Below are 17,410 nucleotides of genomic sequence, written 5' to 3'. Positions count from 1 at the left end.
CCATAAAAGTGCGCTTGCCGTCCAGAAAAAACTGGCTAGTAAGATGTCTTATATAAGACATATGATGAGCGTTGACAGAGCGCCGTGTGCAGCCTACACTGCCGGCAACATTTCCTGGCGCAGTTGGCGCCTGTTGGCGCAATTGCCCGCCCCTGCATCTGCACACACCGTATTCAGGCTCACGCGACATGCTTTCAACGGTATCATTATCGGTCACCACGAACGAGCGTCGCCAACCGCGTCCCCAGGCATCCCGCGCCGTGGCCCAAGACCGGGCCCGCACCCGATTGCGCACCTCATTTCAACTGATCCACCCAATTTCGCACACTACTACCCTGGAGACTCAATATGGCTAAAGCACCAATGCGCGTGGCAGTCACCGGCGCCGCCGGACAGATCGGTTACTCCCTGCTGTTTCGCATCGCCAATGGCGACATGCTCGGCCGCGACCAGCCGGTGATCCTGCAATTGCTCGAAATTCCTGACGAAAAGGCCCAGAAGGCATTGAAGGGCGTCATGATGGAAATCGACGATTGCGCATTCCCGCTGCTGGCCGGCATGAGCGCACATAGCGACCCGATGACGGCATTCAAGGATGCCGACGTTGCACTGCTGGTCGGCGCCCGCCCGCGCGGACCCGGCATGGAACGCAAGGACCTGCTGGAAGCCAACGCCAAGATCTTCACCGTCCAGGGCCGCGCGCTGGACGCCGTCGCCTCGCGCAACATCAAGGTGCTGGTGGTGGGCAACCCGGCCAACACCAATGCCTACATCGCGATGAAATCCGCACCGAGCCTGCCAGCCAGGAACTTCACCGCCATGCTTCGCCTGGATCACAACCGCGCCCTGTCGCAAGTGGCGGCCAAGATCGGCAAGCCGGTCACGTCGATCGAAAAATTGTGCGTCTGGGGTAATCACTCGCCCACCATGTACGCCGACTACCGCTTTGCAACGGCAGACGGACAATCGGTCAAGAGCCTGATCAACGACGACGTCTGGAACAAGGACGTATTCTTGCCGACGGTTGGCAAGCGTGGCGCTGCGATCATCGAGGCACGCGGACTGTCGTCGGCTGCATCGGCGGCGAATGCAGCAATCGACCATGTGCGCGACTGGGTGCTCGGCACCAATGGCAAATGGACCACGATGGGCATTGCGTCTGACGGCTCCTACGGTATTCCGGAAGGCACCATGTTCGGATTCCCGGTGACAACCGAGAACGGCGAGTACAAAATCGTGCAAGGATTGGAAATCGACGCTTTCTCGCAAGAGCGCATCAACCTGACGCTCAAGGAGCTGCAGGAAGAGCGTGACGGCGTCAAGCATCTGGTTGGCTGATAGCGGCAATGCTGCCGGCGCGGTGCGTCGGCAGCAACCACGATCCGGATGTGCCGGTACGGCAGGTCCAAGTACTTCTTCCAGGGCAGTGCGGCTGTTGACCGTACGCCATGCGCGCAGCACCAATGACGCGCTCCCTGCAAAAAGCACTTTGGCATCAAGTGGAGTTTTCCCTCGCTCGCAACATGTTTTTCCCTCGGTCTGCAAAAGACGACGGCACTGACCGACGCAAACAGGCTGACTTCAAACGGCGTACACAATAGGAGATGGTCGCCATGAAATCAGTATTCAATGCCCTGCTGCTGGGCGTAGCACTTACCGCATTTGCAGCACCCGCAATGGCGCAGGCAACTGCCAAACCGGAGGGCAAGGCGCAAAGCAAGCCGAAGGCAAAGGCCAAGGCACAGAAAAAGGCCGTCAAGGAAGACAGCGCGGACCAGGCCCAATCCACCGACGACGACAAGGATGTCGACGTCGCCAGTTCGTCCGCAATCGAGATGCAGTGCGCGCATGGCGACAAGGTCACGGTCTATGAAAACGCGGCCGACAACAGCCACATCGGCATGCGCTGGAAAAAGCAGTTGCTGCGCATGCACCGCGTGGAAACCACAACCGGCGCAAATCGATTTGAAAGCAAGCGGCACGGCCTGGTATGGATCGGCATTCCCGCCAAGGGCATGCTGCTCGATTCAAAACGTGGTCTCCAGGTGGCCAACGAATGCCGCAGCCCGGAGCAATTGGCCGCGCTGGCCGCTCCCAAGGAGCCGGTAGTGCCATCGCTATTGGTGGAAGCCCGGAAATAAGCGCCAGCAGCGCCGGATACCACCGGGCCATGAGCAAAACAAGATCACAACATTCCCAACCTTATTGATACAAAAAAGGAGAGTTCATGTCCCGCAACATCCTCAATACGCTGAAGGACTTCAACGCCGGCGGCTCCCGCAAAGGAAAGTTTTACTCGCTGCCGGCGCTGGGCAAGTCCCTGGGCGTGGATATCTCCCGCCTGCCGGTATCGATTCGCATCGTCCTGGAGTCCGTGCTGCGCAACTGCGACGGCAAGAAAGTCACCGAACAGCATGTGCGTCAATTGGCGAACTGGGCGCCGAACGCGCCGCGCACCGATGAAATTCCCTTCGTCGTGGCCCGCGTGGTATTGCAGGACTTCACTGGCGTTCCACTGCTGGCCGACCTGGCTGCAATGCGCGGCGTCGCCGCCGGCATGGGCAAGAACCCGAAGAATATCGAACCGCTGGTACCGGTCGACCTGGTGGTCGACCACTCCGTGCAGGTCGATTATTACGGCACCAAAAAAGCGCTCGACCTGAACATGAAGCTGGAATTCCAGCGCAACAACGAGCGCTACCAGTTCATGAAATGGGGCATGCAAGCCTTCGACACCTTCGGCGTCGTGCCGCCCGGCTTTGGCATCGTGCACCAGGTCAACCTGGAATACCTCGCCCGCGGCGTACATGTCAAAGACGGCGTGACTTATTTCGACTCGCTGGTCGGCACCGACTCGCACACCACCATGATCAACGGCGTGGGCGTCGTGGCCTGGGGCGTTGGCGGCATCGAGGCCGAGGCCGGCATGCTGGGCCAGCCGGTCTACTTCCTGACGCCGGACGTGGTCGGCGTCAACCTGACCGGACGCCTGCGTGAGGGCGTGACCGCAACCGACCTGGTGCTGACGATCACGGAATTGCTGCGCAAGGAAAAGGTCGTCGGCAAGTTCGTTGAATTTTTTGGCGAAGGCACCGAATTCCTGTCGCCGACCGACCGCGCGACCATCGGCAACATGGCGCCGGAATACGGCGCCACGATGGGCTTTTTCCCGGTCGATGAATCGACCATCGAATACTTCCGCGACACCGGCCGCAGCAAGGCGGAAGTGGATGCGTTCGAAAACTATTTCCGGGCGCAAAAGATGTTCGGCGTGCCGCGTGCCGGCGACATCGACTACAGCAATGTGGTCACGCTCGACCTCGGTACGGTAGCGCCATCGCTGGCCGGCCCCAAGCGTCCGCAGGACCGCATCGAAATCGGCAACGTGAAGTCCAACTTTGCCACGCTGTTTTCCAGCCCGGCTGCCGACAACGGTTTCAACAAGAAAGCAGAAGACCTGCCTGCCGTGTACAGCACCACCGACGGCGTCAAGGTCAGCAACGGCGACGTGCTGATCGCGTCGATCACTTCCTGCACCAATACCTCGAACCCGAGCGTGCTGCTGGCCGCCGGCCTGTTGGCCAAGAAGGCAGTCGAAGCCGGCCTCAAGGTGTCGCCGCATATCAAGACTTCGCTGGCGCCGGGATCGCGCGTGGTCACCAAGTACCTGGAAGCGGCTGGCCTGTTGCCCTACCTCGAAAAGCTGGGCTTTGCCGTTACTTCGTATGGCTGCTCGACCTGCATCGGCAATTCGGGCGACCTGACCAACGAGCTCAACGAAGCGATCGTCAAGAACGACATCGTCGCCGCCGCCGTACTGTCGGGCAACCGCAACTTCGAGGCACGGATCCACCCGAACATCCGCGCCAACTTCCTGGCCTCGCCGCCGCTGGTCGTGGCGTATGCGATCGCTGGCACCATGCTGAAAGACCTGATGACGGAACCGGTGGGCAAAGGCCGCGGCGGACGCGACATCTACCTGGGCGACATCTGGCCAACCAGCAAGGAAGTCAACAAGCTGATGCGCTTTGCGATGAACGCAAAAGTGTTCAAGGAAAACTATGCCGACGTGAAGAACAATCCCGGCAAGCTGTGGCAAGGAATCCGTGGCGTGGCCAGCGGAGAAGTCTACAACTGGCCAAAGTCGACCTACATTGCCGAGCCGCCTTTCTTCCAGGACTTCACGATGCAGCCTGCCGCAGCGGCCGGCGGCATCAGCGGCGCGCGGGCGCTGGGTGTATTCGGTGACTCGATCACCACCGACCACATTTCGCCGGCCGGCTCCATCAAGGAATCCAGCCCGGCCGGCCTGTGGCTCAAGGCCAACGGCGTGATGAAGGCGGACTTCAACTCGTACGGCTCGCGGCGCGGCAATCATGAAGTGATGATGCGCGGCACCTTCGCCAACGTGCGCATCAAGAACCTGATGATTCCGGCCACGCCGGACGGCTCGCGGGTCGAAGGCGGCATCACCCGCTACCAGCCTGATGGCCAGGAAATGTCGATCTACGACGCCGCCATGCAGTACATCGCCAATGGCGTGCCGACGATGATTTTTGCCGGCGAAGAATACGGCACCGGCTCATCGCGCGACTGGGCGGCAAAAGGGACGCAACTGCTGGGCGTGAAAGCTGTTTTCGCCCGTTCGTTCGAGCGTATCCACCGTTCCAACCTGGTTGGCATGGGCGTGCTGCCCTTGCAGTTCATTGGCGACGACAGCGTCCATACGCTGGGAATCACCGGTGACGAAAGCTTCGACCTGCGCGGCCTCGAAAACGAGATCAATCCGCAGCAACTGGCAACGCTGGTGATCCACCGTGCCGATGGCAGCAGCCAGGACGTCAAGGTGTTGCTGCGCATCGATACGCCGATCGAAGTCGACTACTACCGCCACGGCGGCATCCTGCCCTTCGTGCTGCGGCAGTTGCTGGCTGAATCGGCCGACACCGCGCGCGCCGCTTAAGGCGTTCGCTGCGGCTGCTGCAAGCCTGTGCGGGCTGTCGCGCCCGGGCTTGCAAGCAAGCCGTAAGGGAGTCGCGCTATGCTGATGGTTTGGATCTGCGCCGCGCCGTGACACCTGTTGCGGCGTGGTTTCGATCCCGGCGATCGCCTTCGCCGCTGTTTATTTCTGTGGAGAGACACTATGTGGAAAATTGCCCTGGCGTTCATCGCCTTTTCAGTGGTGGCGCTATACCTGATCATGGTTGCTGGCGACAAGGTCGACATGCAAGGTGAAGCCGGGCATGGCGTGCCATCGTCTTCCGCGCCGGCGGCTTCAGCACCGACGCCAGCAACGGCGCCCGCCCCTGCTGCCGCCAAGTAAGCCCTCGGGCGCCCATCGCCCAAAAGCCGCGTAGGTGCTACGCGGCTTTTTTATTTGGGTATCGGACAATGTGCAGCGTGCGGCACTACAATACGCTTCGAACAAATCGTCCCTCCCCACCTGATCATGCGTCGTTCCGGAAAAGCAAAATCCCACAAACCGTCTGGCGAAAGCCAGCGGCTGATCCAATTGGCCCAGGCTACGCTGGCCGCCGGCAGCCGCATGGAAGAGCGCCTTTGGGAGCGCCAGCTCGACGCTTCCCTGCACAAACAGATGGTGACCGGGCACCAGCAAAATATCGACAGCGCGCTCGATCATCTGTTCCAGCTCGATCCTGCTGCCTATGAAGCCCTGATGGATTCGGCGGAATCGGCCAGCGAAAGCTGCACGCTGGAACATGCCGGGCAGACCTACGAAGCGCTGCTCATCGCCATCCCTATCCTGGCCTGGACGCGCTACAGCATCTATTCGGGCCCGGTCGCGGCCGACATGATCAACACGCTGTCAGCCCATCTGTACGCCCACCTGCTGGCGCCGGACACGCGCATGGCGCTGGCGCCGACCCTGTTTGCGATCGACCAGCTCCCGCGCAGTCATGCAGAAACCTACTCGCTGCTGCACAAGATGACGCTCGCTGCGCTGGACGGCAAGCCCTTGCGGGCGCTGACCAATCCGCCGGAGACAGCGCCGTTCCTGGCCGATACCCGTTACCTGCTGGCAGCGGTGGTCACCAAACCAGGTGGCGCCTTGTTCCGCTGGCAAACTGCGGAGGCTGGCAACGACATCGCCGCCGCACGCGACGAAGCTTTCCAGCAGTGGATGAACCAGAGCCTGCCCAACGTCGAACGCTTGCTGCCCGGATGCGGCGTGGAACTGCTGCTGCCCGAAGCCTATTTCGTCGCCTGTCGCGAAGGCGACAAGCGGATCCGGCCGATCTCGATACACGCCGCCATCCATTACCTGACGCTGCTGCTGTCGGTCGAAGCCAGCACCTTGTCGGTGACGATCGGCGGATTCAGCAGCGAACAGAGCGACGGCCGCATCGATGAATACCGGATCGGCTTTAGCCTGGCCCAGGAACGCGACATCATTTACGGCATTGTCTGGCCCTTGTATGGCGAAGAAAGCGGAGAAGAAGAGCCGCTCGACAGCCTGATGGCGCGCGACCTGATCGCCGGCAAGCCTGTCAGCAGCGAAGACCAGACGCCGATCCAGCAAATCATCACGCTGCTGCGCGAGAGCGGCATTGCCGACATCAAGCATCATGCTGAAATATTCCCGCTCGACTTTTGCGAGGATTGCGGAGCGCCCTTGTTCGCCGACCAGGACAGCGAACTGGTGCATGCGGAAATGCCCGAGGAAGTGGCGCCAGCGCCGACGCACCTGCATTGACCGGCCTGGTCCGGCAGGACGACAGGCCGTGGCTTTCAGTCGTCCTGCCCGGCGTCCAGCCCGGGGAAAAGAATGTCGGTATAGCCGAACTTGCTGAAGTCCCGTATGCGCATCGGGTACAGCACGCCGTCGAGATGGTCGCATTCGTGCTGCACCACCCGCGCGTGGAAATCCTCTGCTTCACGATCGATCGGATTGCCGGCCTGGTCAAAGCCACGGTAATGCAGGCGCGTGAAGCGCGGCACCATGCCACGCAGTCCGGGCACGGACAGGCAGCCTTCCCAGCCCTCTTCCATGTCCGCGTGCAGCGGCCTGATCACCGGGTTGATCAGCACGGTTTCCGGTACCGCAGGGGCATCGGGATAACGCGGGTTTTGCCGGAAGCCAAAAATCACGACCTGCAAGTTGACGCCGATTTGCGGCGCGGCCAGCCCGGCGCCGTCGGCTGCATGCATGGTGTCGAACATGTCGGCAATCAGCGCCGCCAGTTCGGGCGTGCCGAATGCCGTGACCGGCTCTGCCTGGCGCAGCAAGCGCGCATCACCCATGCGCAAGATTTCGCGCACGCTCATTGCTGCAATTCTTTCAGGTACTCGGCGAAGGCGGCGCCGGTTTCCGGATGCTTCAGGCCCATCGCCATGGTCGCCTTCAGGTAACCGAGCTTGGAGCCGCAGTCATAGCGCGTGCCCTGGTAACGATAGGCCAGCACCCGCTGCTCGCCCATCAATGCGGCGATACCGTCGGTCAATTGGATTTCACCGCCCGCGCCGCGGCCCAGGTTTTCCAGATGCTGGAAGATCCGGCTTTGCAGCACGTAGCGGCCGACCACGGCCAGGGTCGATGGCGCATGGTCCGGATCGGGCTTCTCGACGATCGCATTGACCTGCTCGATATCGGTCTTGTAAGGCGTGGCGGACACGATGCCGTACTGGCGCGTCTGCGCGCGCGGCACTTCCTGCACCGCCAGGATGTTTGCCTGTTCATACTCGTACAGCGCCGTCATTTGCGCCATCACCGGCAGGGTGCCTTCCGGCACATCCATGAAGTCGTCTGCCAGCAGCACGGCGAACGGCTCATCGCCGATCACGGGCTTGGCGCACAATACCGCATGGCCCAGTCCAAGCGGCTCGGCCTGGCGGATGAAGATGCAGGCGATATGCTTGGGAATCACATGGCGCACCATCTGCAGCAACGCGTCCTTGCCGGCTGCCTCCAGCTCGCTTTCGAGCTCATAGGCCTTGTCGAAATGATCTTCGATCGCGCGCTTGTTGCGCCCGGTGATGAACACCATTTCCGTGATGCCGGCCGCAACCGCCTCTTCCACCGCGTACTGGATCAAGGGCTTGTCGACGATCGGCAGCATTTCCTTGGGCTGGGCCTTGGTTGCCGGGAGGAAGCGACTACCCAGTCCAGCCACCGGAAACACAGCTTTGCGTATCGTTTGCATGGTTCTTATTCCCGTAGCAATTGTTTGAGTCCATCCTCGTCCAGCACGGTGACGCCCAGTTCCTGCGCCTTTGCGAGCTTGCTGCCGGCTTCCTCGCCGGCAACGACATAACTGGTCTTTTTCGACACCGAGCCGGAAACCTTGCCGCCCGCGGCTTCGATCAGTGCAGCAGCCTGGTCGCGCGCCATGGTCGGCAGCGTTCCCGTCAAAACGAATATCTTGCCATGCAGCGGCTTGGGCGCGGCCATTGCCATCGGCTCGGCATCGGGCCAGTGCACACCGGCGGCACGCAATTGCTCGATCAGTTCGATGTTGAGCGGGTCGTCGAAAAAGCTGCGCACCGATCGCGCCACCACCGGACCGATATCTGCCACCTGCAGCAAGCGCTCGTCACTGGCCTGCATCAGTTCGTCGATCCGGCCAAAGTGACGCGCCAGCTCCTTGGCGGTCGATTCGCCGACGTGCCGTATGCCCAATGCGTAAATGAAGCGCGCCAGTGTGGTGGACTTGGATTTTTCCAGCGCATCGAGCACGTTCTGTGCGGACTTGTCGGCCATCCGGTCCAGTTCCGCCAGCGCGACCAGGCCCAGCTTGTACAGGTCGGCGGGCGTCGCAATCAGGTTCTTGTCGACCAATTGCTCGACCAGTTGGTCGCCCAGTCCCTCCACGTCCATCGCCCGCCGCGACACGAAATGCAGCAGTCCGCCCTTGCGCTGGGCGGCGCATTTCATCCACCCGCCCGAGCAACGCGCGATCGCTTCTTCTTCCGGGCGCACGATCGGCGAGCCGCAAACCGGGCAGCTCGACGGCATCACGAACTGCCGGGCATCGGCTGGCCGCCGTTCCGGCACATGGGCGACCACTTCCGGAATCACATCGCCGGCGCGGCGCACGATCACGGTATCGCCGATGCGGATATCCTTGCGGCGCACCTCGTCTTCATTGTGCAGTGTCGCGTTGGTGACCGTCACCCCGCCGACGAACACCGGCGCCAGCCGCGCAACGGGAGTGATCGCACCGGTGCGGCCGACCTGCACGCCGATATCCTGCACCAGCGTGGTCGCTTCCTCGGCCGGGAATTTGTGCGCCATGGCAAAACGCGGTGCGCGCGACACGAAACCCAGTTTCTGCTGTTGCGCGAGATCATTGACCTTGTAGACCACGCCATCGATATCCCACGGCAAGGCAGCGCGGCGCTGGCCAATGTCCCGATAGAACGCCAGCAGTCCTTGCGCGCCCCTGACTACCGCCCGTTCGGCGCACACCGGCACGCCCAGCGACACATACCAGTCGAGCAGAGCGGCGTGCGAGGCCGGCATTTCCGCGCCTTCCAGCGAGCCGATGCCGTAGGCAAAAAACCGCAGCGAGCGTTGCGCGGTGATGCGCGAATCGAGCTGGCGCAGGCTGCCGGCGGCGGCATTGCGCGGATTGACGAATTCGCGCTGGCCGGCTTCGCGCTGGCGCGCATTGAGCCGGGCGAAGTCGGCCTTGTACATCATGACCTCACCGCGCACGTCGAGCACCTGCGGCGGATTGTCGGTCTGCAGCCGCAAGCAGATACTGCGCACGGTACGGATATTGACGGTGACATCCTCGCCGGTCGCGCCGTCACCGCGGGTTGCTGCGCGCACCAGCACGCCGTTTTCATAACGCAGGTTGATCGCCAGGCCGTCGAACTTGAGCTCCGCGGCGTAGTCCACCTCGTCGATCTCTTTCAGCGTTTCCCGCACACGGCGGTCGAAGGCCAGCACGTCATCGTCCGAAAAGCCGTTATTGATCGACAGCATCGGCACGGTATGCGTGACCTGGGCAAATTGTGCCAGCGGCGCAGCACCTACCCGCCGGGTCGGCGAATCGGGACTGGCCAGCTCGGGATGCGCCTGCTCCAGTTCCTGCAGTTCGCGGAACAACAGGTCGTATTCGGCATCGGGAATGGTCGGCTGGTCGAGCACGTAGTAGGCGTGCCCGTGCCGGTTCAGTTCGGCGCGCAGCCATGCGGCACGACCAGCCGGCGTCGGCGCAGCGGCGCCAGGTCCGGCCTGCTGCGCAGTAAACAAGTCCGGCTGCACCATGTCGTGGAACCCGGTCAGCTAAACAGGCGCAATGCCCGCACCGAGCCAGCGGGAATGTCGGCTGCTTCCATTTCGGCGTAGAAACCGTCCACCTGCGCAGCAATGCCGGCGATCTCGGCCTCGCTCAGCGGCTGGCCGGCATCGTCCACCACTACGCCGTCGAGGCGGGCGGCGAGCATGCGCGCACAGGCCACCATCGCGCCAAAGCCATCCCGCTCGGGCGCAACGCGCGGCACATCCAGCAGCAGTGTCAGGCGGTTGGTCGTTTCTTCAGCCAGCGTCACATTGGTCGACAGTGAAAACAGCACGCCGTTTTCGCCATCCTGCATGACCAGGCGGCCATCCGGACGCAAGTCGAAGCCATGCCGTTCCAGCGCCGCCAGCAGGGTGCTGATGGCCCACGGCGCGCCCTTTGAATGGACGGTCACGCCAAGCTGGGCGTCGTGCTCGGCCACGAACTGGTGCAACTGGCGCGCAGAAACCATCACTTGTGTCATGTCGGGCACGAAGGACTCGCCGCCGATTTCATCGGCTACCTGGCGCAGCCGCGTGACGACTTCGGAAAACTCGATTTCGTTCAGGTTGCTGTTGCGGTTGGCCATCTGCACGCCCGCGCGCAGGGTGGTGTACACGCCCCCTGTTGCGACCTCTTCCCATTGACCGTCCTCAGCCTGGCCGATGTAGTGCACGGCCTTGCCACCGACATGGCCTAGCCGTTGCAAGGCCGGCAGGACTTTTTCACCGCGCACCGGGCCTTCGAGCTCGATCGCGATTTCGCAGTCGATCAGCTCGTCGACCGGCAGCGCCTTCTGCGGGCGCTCGGCGGCGGCCGGCTCCAGCGCAATGCCGCCATGTTCGCTGTGCTGATCGGCGTGTGCGCCAGTGTCCTGTGCGCGGCTGGCGTCGCCGGGCATGCCCGAACCACCGTCCCCCTCCGGCGCATCGTCAAGCAGCGGCTCGCGGCGTTGTCCGGGCGTTGCCGCGGCATCGCGCATCAGTACATCTTCGGTGGATGAGGAAAACGCGCGCTCGACGCTTTTCCTGGCCTTGTATTCCTGCCACTTGTTGTAAGAGATGACACCGACGACGATCGAGCTGCCGATGGCGATCAGGCTGACTTGGAGTTCGGTCATGCTGCTTGGGTCTCGCGGGAGATGAAGCGACGGAAGGTGCGGCATTGCGTCACCATCAACAAAGGTAACGACGCAGTGTCCTGCACGGCGAAAAACAGGGATCCGGGGGATATCATCTGGCGTGGCTGGGCTCTTGGTGCGCAGCGCCTGCACAGTACTTGCGCAATGCCTGCTGGTTCCGGGCTAGGGTAAGTGTTCGGCTGCAAAGTTGTCAAGCCGCGCGAGACCCGCTTTCAGAGGGAAAACCCGATCCGTCGCGCCGCAGGCCGTGCGCATACAGCCGTTGACTGTAATCAATGCCGGCATGAGTCCGGCAACTAAGATATCAACCACGCCATCGCACGTTTTTCGGCGCAGCGAGGACAGGCCGCCCGCGGTGGCAATAAGCGCTGCGCAGCAAGCGGCAACACTGGCGTGCCAATGCAGCAACCGGTATTTCCCGCCGCCCGCCCAAGGGGCAGGTCCAACCATCACCGCATCGCGGAGGGTTCCGTGTCACAGACCAGAGATTATAAATTGCAGGAACTGACCATGCTTTCCCTGAGCCCGGTGCTGCGCCAGATCAGGCACTGGTGGCTGCGGCGCGCGGAAGACCATTACCTGATCTGCGCCGACGTCGAGCAAAAACGGGTGCGCGAGGCGCAACAGAATGTCGCCTACTACCAGAAACAGGCTGCGCTGGCGCGCTCGGAACGAATCTGACCGGCCGGCCGGCTAACAACCAGAAAAATAAAAAAGGATGCCCGGGCATCCTTTTCCTTTGCACACATTTCCACCTCCCGGCGCCGGCAATCGCTGGCGCCGCGACTTCCTTCCCGGATCCCACACTCTGATAGCAGTGCGCCGGCTGGCAATCAGGCCGCTTGTGCCTCCGACGCGAAATGCGCAGCCGATTCCATATCGACTGCCACGATGCGCGACACGCCCTGCTCCTGCATCGTCACCCCGATCAATTGCTGCGCCATTTCCATTGCAATCTTGTTGTGCGAAATGAACAGGAACTGGGTCTGTGCCGACATGCGCTTGACCATATTGCAGAAACGTTCGGTATTGGCGTCGTCCAGCGGTGCATCCACCTCATCGAGCAGGCAGAACGGCGCCGGATTGAGCTGGAACATGGAAAACACCAGGGCCGTTGCGGTCAGTGCCTTTTCGCCGCCCGACAGCAAGTGGATGGTCGCGTTTTTCTTGCCCGGCGGCTGCGCCATCACCTGCACGCCGGAGTCGAGGATCTCGTCGCCAGTCATGGTCAGGCGCGCATTGCCGCCGCCAAACAGGATCGGGAACAGTTCGCCGAAATGCCGGTTGACCTGGTCGAAGGTGTCCTGCAGCAGTTCGCGCGTTTCCTTGTCGATCTTGTGGATCGCATCTTCCAGCGTATTCATCGCCTCCACCAGGTCGGCGTTTTGCGCGTCGAGGAAGTTCTTGCGCTCGGACGCCTGCTGCAGTTCGTCCAGCGCTGCCAGGTTGACAGGCCCCAGCCCGGCAATGGCATTGTTCAGGCGCGTGACTTCGCCTTGCAGCCAGGATGCCCGCATGTCCTCGGTCAGCTTTTCGGCCAGCGCTACTTCGTCGGCCTGCGCTTCCAGCAACTGCTGGGCGTATTGTTCCAGGTTCAGCCTTGCCGCTTGTTCCTTCAGTTGCAGCTCGGTGATGCGGTCGCGCGCTGGTTGCAGGCTGCGTTCGGACTGCATGCGCGACTCTTCATGGTGGCGCAATTTCTGCGTGAGCTGGTCCAGTTCGTGACGGGCGTCGGCCAGCGCACGCTCCTGTTCGGTGCGCTTGTCGAGCAAGCCCTGCAGGCCGGCCTGCGCCGCCTGGTCGTCCAGGGTTTCCAGCTCAAGCTGGCCCTGCTCCATGCTGGCGAACAATTGCGCCGTTTGCTCCAGCGCCGTGGCGATGCTGCGCTTGAGTTCCTCGATCCGGTTGCGGTGCGACTTTTCGGCAAACTCGGCTTCCTGGGCGCGTCGCTCCAGGTCGCGCAGGCGTTCGCGCGCATCGTTGAGTTGCTGCTCGCGCGACAGGTAATCGGTCTGCCCCTGTTCATGCTTTTCCTGGATTTCGGCCAGGTCGCCGTCAAGCTGCTCGAATCGCGCTTCGGACTCGGCCTTTGCCTGTTGCTGTTCGCTTTCCTGGGCGGCGATTTCGGCCAGGTCGGCGGCAATCTGCGTGCTGCGCTGGTTGAATCGCTCCTGCACCTCGGTCTGCCGCATGACGTCGATTTGCAGGGCATGCACCGCCTGCGTCAGCGATGCAGTGCGCTGGCGGATTTCCTGCAGCCGCTGCACGCCGTGCGACAGCGCCGCTTCGGCACGTACTGAGCGGGTGCGCGCCTCGTCGGCCAGCATTTGCTGGGCGCGCAGTTGCTTGCTGATGTTCTCGATTTCCTGCTGCCGCGCCAGCATGCCTTCCTGCTCGGAGTCCGGTGCATAAAAACGTACGCTGGAACGGGCCACGACATGGCCCTGCCGGGTCACGAAGCAGGCGCCGGCCGGCAGTTTGGCGCGGTCGAGCAAGGCGCTGGACGCATCGTCGGCCACGAATACGTTGTGCAACCAGTCCTGCATCAATGCCCGCAACCCGGGGTCATTCAACTGCAACAGGTTGATCAACGGCTTGAGACCGGCGGGCGCATCCGGCACTGGCAAGCCGGCGGCGGCATTGGGCGAATACAGCGCAAGCTTGGCCGGCGGGACATCATTGAAAAATCCCTTGGCCCAGTCCAGGTTCGACATTTCAAGCGCCGAGGTGCGCTCGCGCAGCACCGCTTCCAGCGCGCTTTCCCAGCCTTGTTCGATATGCAGTTTCTGCCACAGGCGCGGCAATCCGGCGAGTTCATGCTTTTGCAGCCAGGGCTGTACCTTCCCCTGCGATTGCACCCGTTCCTGGAGCTGCCTGAGCGCGCTTAACCTGGCTTCCAGCTGCGCATTGGCAGCGCTTTCCGCATTGACCTGTTCCTGCGCCTGGCGCCGCTCCTGTTCCAGGATCGGCTGCTGTTGCTGCGCCGTCTCCAGTTGCATCGTCACTTCTTCCAGCGCGGCCTGCTTTTCCTCGAGTTGCATCTTGAGGTTGGCAAGATGGGAGGAGTCCGGCATCTGCAAGCCGCCCTGCTCTTGCGCCAGCCGTTCGCGCCGCACGGCCAGGCCGGACAGGATGTTGGAAGCATTGCGCTGGTGCGCCGACTCCAGCTCGATTTGCTGCTGGACCTGCATGATGCGGCTGCGCGATTCGGTGGTCCTCTGCTGCGCCTCACGCCAGGCCTGCTCCAGCGCCGGCACCCGGCCCTGGTGCTGCTGCGCGGCTTGCTGGGCCTGCTCGACCAGCACCGCGTGCTCTTCCAGGTGCATTTCGGCTTCAGCCAGGTCGTCCTGATGCTGGCGGCTCTGGCGCTGCCACTGGTCGCGCTGGGCCGTCAGCGAGTTGATCTGGGTCTGCAAGCGGGTGCGCGATTCGATCACGAACTTGATCTGCGCTTCCAGGCTGCCGATCTCGGAATTGGTCTGGTACAAATGGCCCTGCGCCTGGTGCAGGCGGTCGCCGGCGGCGTAATGCGACTGGCGCATGTGTTCCAGCTCGGTCTCGACATGGCGCAGGCTGGCGGTTTGCGCTTCCAGCTCGGTTTTTGCCTTGTCGATTTCGCGCAGGTGCTTTTCCTGCTCGACCTTGGCTTCGTTCTTGCGCAGCAGCCACAACAGCTTTTGCTTTTCTTCCTGGTCGGCCTGAAGGGTATGGAAGCGCTGCGCGACGGCGGCCTGGCCCTGCAATTTTTCCAGGTTGGCATTGAGTTCGCGCAGGATGTCGTCGACCCGTTGCAGGTTCTCGCGCGTGTCGTGCAGCCGGTTCTCGGTTTCGCGCCGGCGCTCCTTGTATTTCGACACGCCGGCGGCTTCTTCCAGGAAAATCCGCAACTCTTCGGGGCGGGCCTCGATGATGCGCGAGATCATGCCCTGGCCGATGATGGCGTAGGCGCGCGGACCCAGGCCGGTGCCCAGGAAAATATCCTGGATGTCGCGCCGGCGCACTGCCTGGTTGTTAATGTAATAAGTGGAGGTGCCGTCGCGGGTCAGCGTACGCTTGACCGCAATCTCGGCGTATTGGCCCCATTGGCCGGCCGCCTTGCCATCGGCATTGTCGAACACCAGCTCAACCGATGCGCGTCCGGCCGGCTTGCGGTGGGAGGAACCATTGAAAATCACGTCCTGCATCGATTCGCCGCGCAATTCAGACGCTTTGGACTCGCCCAACACCCAGCGCACTGCGTCAATGATGTTCGATTTGCCACAGCCGTTCGGCCCGACCACACCCACCAGTTGCCCGGGCACCTGGAAATTGGTCGGATCGACAAACGATTTGAATCCGGAAAGCTTGATGGATGTAAGTCGCACGGTGGTCCTGTCCTCATTGAGCTTCGAGGCGCCATCATAACATCGCGCACCGGCCGATCCGGCGGATGGAGCAAGCCGCAAACTGCCGCACGACGCACGCCTTTTGCAGTGCGGCAGCTATAATGCAGCCTTCCTTTTCCCGTACGCCGCCCTCCCGTGAATCCCCTGCTCGACAAGCTGCAACCCTATCCCTTCGAAAAGCTGCGTCGCTTGTTTGCGGCGGAGCAACCGGCCGCCGGATTTTCGCCGATCAGCCTGGGCATCGGCGAACCGAAGCATCCGACCCCGGCCTTCATCCAGCAAGCGCTGACCGATAACCTGAAGGGCCTGGCGTCCTATCCCAGCACGATTGGGACCGACGCGCTGCGCATGGCAATCGCCGGCTGGCTGGAGCGCCGCTATGGCTTGCCGCCGATCGACCCGGCAAGCCAGGTGTTGCCAGTCAATGGCTCGCGCGAAGCCTTGTTCGCGCTGGCGCAGACCGTCATCGACAATCGCCGCGAGGCCGTCGTCGTCTGCCCCAACCCGTTCTACCAAATCTACGAGGGGGCGGCCTACCTGTCCGGCGCGGTGCCGTATTTCGTCAATTCGGACCCGGCCCGCAACTTCGCGCCTGACTTCAGTACCGTGACTGCCGCCACCTGGGAAAAGGTGCAGTTGCTGTACGTCTGCTCACCGGGCAATCCGACCGGTGCCTTGCTAACGCTGGACGACTGGCGCGAACTTTTTGCGTTGTCAGATCGTTATGGTTTCGTCATCGCTGCCGATGAATGCTATTCCGAAATCTATTTCAAGCCGGAAGCGCCGCTGGGCAGCCTGGAAGCGGCAAATCTGCTGGGCCGCAGCGGCTATCCGCGCCTGATCACGTTCAGCAGCCTGTCCAAGCGCTCCAACGTGCCGGGCATGCGCTCGGGCTTTGTCGCCGGCGACGCCGCCATCCTGAAAAAATTCCTGCTGTATCGCACCTACCACGGCGGCGCCATGAGCCCGCCGGTGCAAGCGGCGTCGGTGGCGGCCTGGAACGATGAAGTGCATGTTCGCGAAAACCGCGCCAAATACATCGACAAATTCAGCCAGGTCACGCCATTGATGCAGCAGGTGCTCGATGTCGCGCTGCCGGACGCCGGATTTTATTTATGGGCAAAGGTAGACGGCGTCGGCGGCATGAGCGACACCGAGTTCGCCGCCCGCCTGTACGCCGAATATAATGTGACGGTGCTGCCCGGCAGCTTCCTGGCGCGCGATGCGCACGGCAGCAACCCCGGCAGCGGCCGGGTACGCATGGCGCTGGTGGCCGAGGTTGAGGAATGCATGGAAGCGACTCGCCGCATCGTCGCCTTCGCCCGCAAGCACAGCGCCACCTGAAGCCCGGCTTTTCACCGTATTCGATCAATTCATTCAATCAATCACCCATCAGGCAGAACAAGAAAATGACCGCACAACTCCAGAAAATCATCGACCAGGCATGGGAAGACCGCACATCGATGTCACCGAAATCCGCACCTGCCGCCGTGCGCGAGGCAGTCGCCCACGTGCTGGCCGAACTCGACAGCGGCACACTGCGCGTGGCCCAGAAAATCGACGGTAGCTGGAGCGTCAACCAGTGGATCAAGAAGGCCGAGCTGCTGTCGTTCCGGCTGGAAGACAATATCGCGATG

The 17,410-nt window shown here is 62.3% G+C and carries 12 protein-coding genes and 1 pseudogene; 8 read left to right on the top strand and 5 right to left on the bottom strand.

Features of this window, described 5'->3' with window-relative positions:
- Positions 1 to 348 precede the first annotated feature (348 nt).
- From Q7T64_RS16370 to Q7T64_RS16350, 5 genes are all read left to right on the top strand, one after another.
- Positions 349 to 1,338 (top strand): malate dehydrogenase, encoded by a 990-nt coding sequence (locus tag Q7T64_RS16370; protein ID WP_304797890.1) that lies wholly within the window; start codon positions 349 to 351, stop codon positions 1,336 to 1,338.
- A gap of 275 nt (positions 1,339 to 1,613) precedes the next feature.
- Complete coding sequence (locus Q7T64_RS16365; RefSeq protein ID WP_304797888.1) at positions 1,614 to 2,141, top strand: hypothetical protein; 528 nt, start codon at positions 1,614 to 1,616, stop codon at positions 2,139 to 2,141.
- Between the two features lie 86 nt (positions 2,142 to 2,227).
- Positions 2,228 to 4,963, top strand: coding sequence for an aconitate hydratase AcnA (gene acnA, locus Q7T64_RS16360; protein ID WP_304797887.1), 2,736 nt, complete (start codon positions 2,228 to 2,230; stop codon positions 4,961 to 4,963).
- A 180-nt stretch (positions 4,964 to 5,143) separates the two neighbouring features.
- On the top strand, positions 5,144 to 5,323 hold the full coding sequence (locus Q7T64_RS16355) for a hypothetical protein (protein WP_304797886.1): 180 nt from the start codon (positions 5,144 to 5,146) through the stop codon (positions 5,321 to 5,323).
- Positions 5,324 to 5,449: 126 nt separating this feature from the next.
- The gene (locus Q7T64_RS16350) at positions 5,450 to 6,715 is read left to right on the top strand and encodes a DUF2863 family protein (RefSeq protein WP_304797885.1); all 1,266 of its coding nucleotides are present in this window, start codon (positions 5,450 to 5,452) and stop codon (positions 6,713 to 6,715) included.
- Positions 6,716 to 6,750: 35 nt separating this feature from the next.
- On the opposite strand, the gene def is transcribed toward Q7T64_RS16350, so the two are convergent.
- Genes def through Q7T64_RS16330 form a run of 4 tightly spaced genes read right to left on the bottom strand, consistent with a single transcriptional unit; the run spans position 6,751 to position 11,367 of the window.
- Positions 6,751 to 7,287 (bottom strand): peptide deformylase, encoded by a 537-nt coding sequence (gene def / locus Q7T64_RS16345; RefSeq protein WP_304797884.1) that lies wholly within the window; start codon positions 7,285 to 7,287, stop codon positions 6,751 to 6,753.
- The gene (galU, locus tag Q7T64_RS16340) at positions 7,284 to 8,162 is read right to left on the bottom strand and encodes a UTP--glucose-1-phosphate uridylyltransferase GalU (RefSeq protein WP_304797883.1); all 879 of its coding nucleotides are present in this window, start codon (positions 8,160 to 8,162) and stop codon (positions 7,284 to 7,286) included. The genes def and galU overlap by 4 nt, the downstream gene beginning before the upstream one ends.
- Positions 8,163 to 8,167: 5 nt before the next feature.
- Positions 8,168 to 10,231, bottom strand: a complete 2,064-nt coding sequence (gene ligA, locus Q7T64_RS16335; protein ID WP_370653352.1) for an NAD-dependent DNA ligase LigA — start codon at positions 10,229 to 10,231, stop codon at positions 8,168 to 8,170.
- 17 nt (positions 10,232 to 10,248) lie between these two features.
- Entirely contained in the window at positions 10,249 to 11,367 is a 1,119-nt protein-coding gene (locus Q7T64_RS16330; protein ID WP_304797880.1) for a cell division protein ZipA C-terminal FtsZ-binding domain-containing protein, read from the bottom strand.
- A 531-nt stretch (positions 11,368 to 11,898) separates the two neighbouring features.
- Here Q7T64_RS16330 and Q7T64_RS16325 point away from each other — a divergent pair.
- Positions 11,899 to 12,069 carry a hypothetical protein gene (locus Q7T64_RS16325; RefSeq protein WP_304797877.1) on the top strand — a complete coding sequence of 57 codons (171 nt, stop codon included), beginning with the start codon at positions 11,899 to 11,901 and terminating at the stop codon, positions 12,067 to 12,069.
- 152 nt (positions 12,070 to 12,221) lie between these two features.
- On the opposite strand, the gene smc is transcribed toward Q7T64_RS16325, so the two are convergent.
- Positions 12,222 to 15,752: a chromosome segregation protein SMC gene (gene smc / locus Q7T64_RS16320; RefSeq protein ID WP_304797875.1), complete on the bottom strand. Its 3,531-nt coding sequence runs from the start codon at positions 15,750 to 15,752 to the stop codon at positions 12,222 to 12,224.
- Positions 15,753 to 15,908: 156 nt separating this feature from the next.
- Here smc and dapC point away from each other — a divergent pair, with 156 nt between their 5' ends.
- Positions 15,909 to 17,117: a succinyldiaminopimelate transaminase gene (gene dapC / locus Q7T64_RS16315; protein WP_304797873.1), complete on the top strand. Its 1,209-nt coding sequence runs from the start codon at positions 15,909 to 15,911 to the stop codon at positions 17,115 to 17,117.
- A 65-nt stretch (positions 17,118 to 17,182) separates the two neighbouring features.
- Positions 17,183 to 17,410: pseudogene (locus tag Q7T64_RS16310) on the top strand (2,3,4,5-tetrahydropyridine-2,6-dicarboxylate N-succinyltransferase); the annotation flags it as partial.

Source organism: Lacisediminimonas sp., assembly GCF_030645335.1.
GTDB lineage: Bacteria > Pseudomonadota > Gammaproteobacteria > Burkholderiales > Burkholderiaceae_D > Lacisediminimonas.
This window is presented reverse-complemented; position numbering and strand designations above follow the sequence as displayed.

Excerpts from the sequence above, each read along its gene's own strand:
- Q7T64_RS16350 (WP_304797885.1), top strand. The coding sequence starts at position 5,450 with ATGCGTCGTTCCGGAAAAGCAAAATCCCACAAACCGTCTGGCGAAAGC.
- galU (WP_304797883.1), bottom strand. The coding sequence starts at position 8,162 with ATGCAAACGATACGCAAAGCTGTGTTTCCGGTGGCTGGACTGGGTAGT.
- Q7T64_RS16370 (WP_304797890.1), top strand. The coding sequence starts at position 349 with ATGGCTAAAGCACCAATGCGCGTGGCAGTCACCGGCGCCGCCGGACAG.
- Q7T64_RS16355 (WP_304797886.1), top strand. The coding sequence starts at position 5,144 with ATGTGGAAAATTGCCCTGGCGTTCATCGCCTTTTCAGTGGTGGCGCTA.
- acnA (WP_304797887.1), top strand. The coding sequence starts at position 2,228 with ATGTCCCGCAACATCCTCAATACGCTGAAGGACTTCAACGCCGGCGGC.
- Q7T64_RS16325 (WP_304797877.1), top strand. The coding sequence starts at position 11,899 with ATGCTTTCCCTGAGCCCGGTGCTGCGCCAGATCAGGCACTGGTGGCTG.
- def (WP_304797884.1), bottom strand. The coding sequence starts at position 7,287 with ATGAGCGTGCGCGAAATCTTGCGCATGGGTGATGCGCGCTTGCTGCGC.
- Q7T64_RS16365 (WP_304797888.1), top strand. The coding sequence starts at position 1,614 with ATGAAATCAGTATTCAATGCCCTGCTGCTGGGCGTAGCACTTACCGCA.
- Q7T64_RS16330 (WP_304797880.1), bottom strand. The coding sequence starts at position 11,367 with ATGACCGAACTCCAAGTCAGCCTGATCGCCATCGGCAGCTCGATCGTC.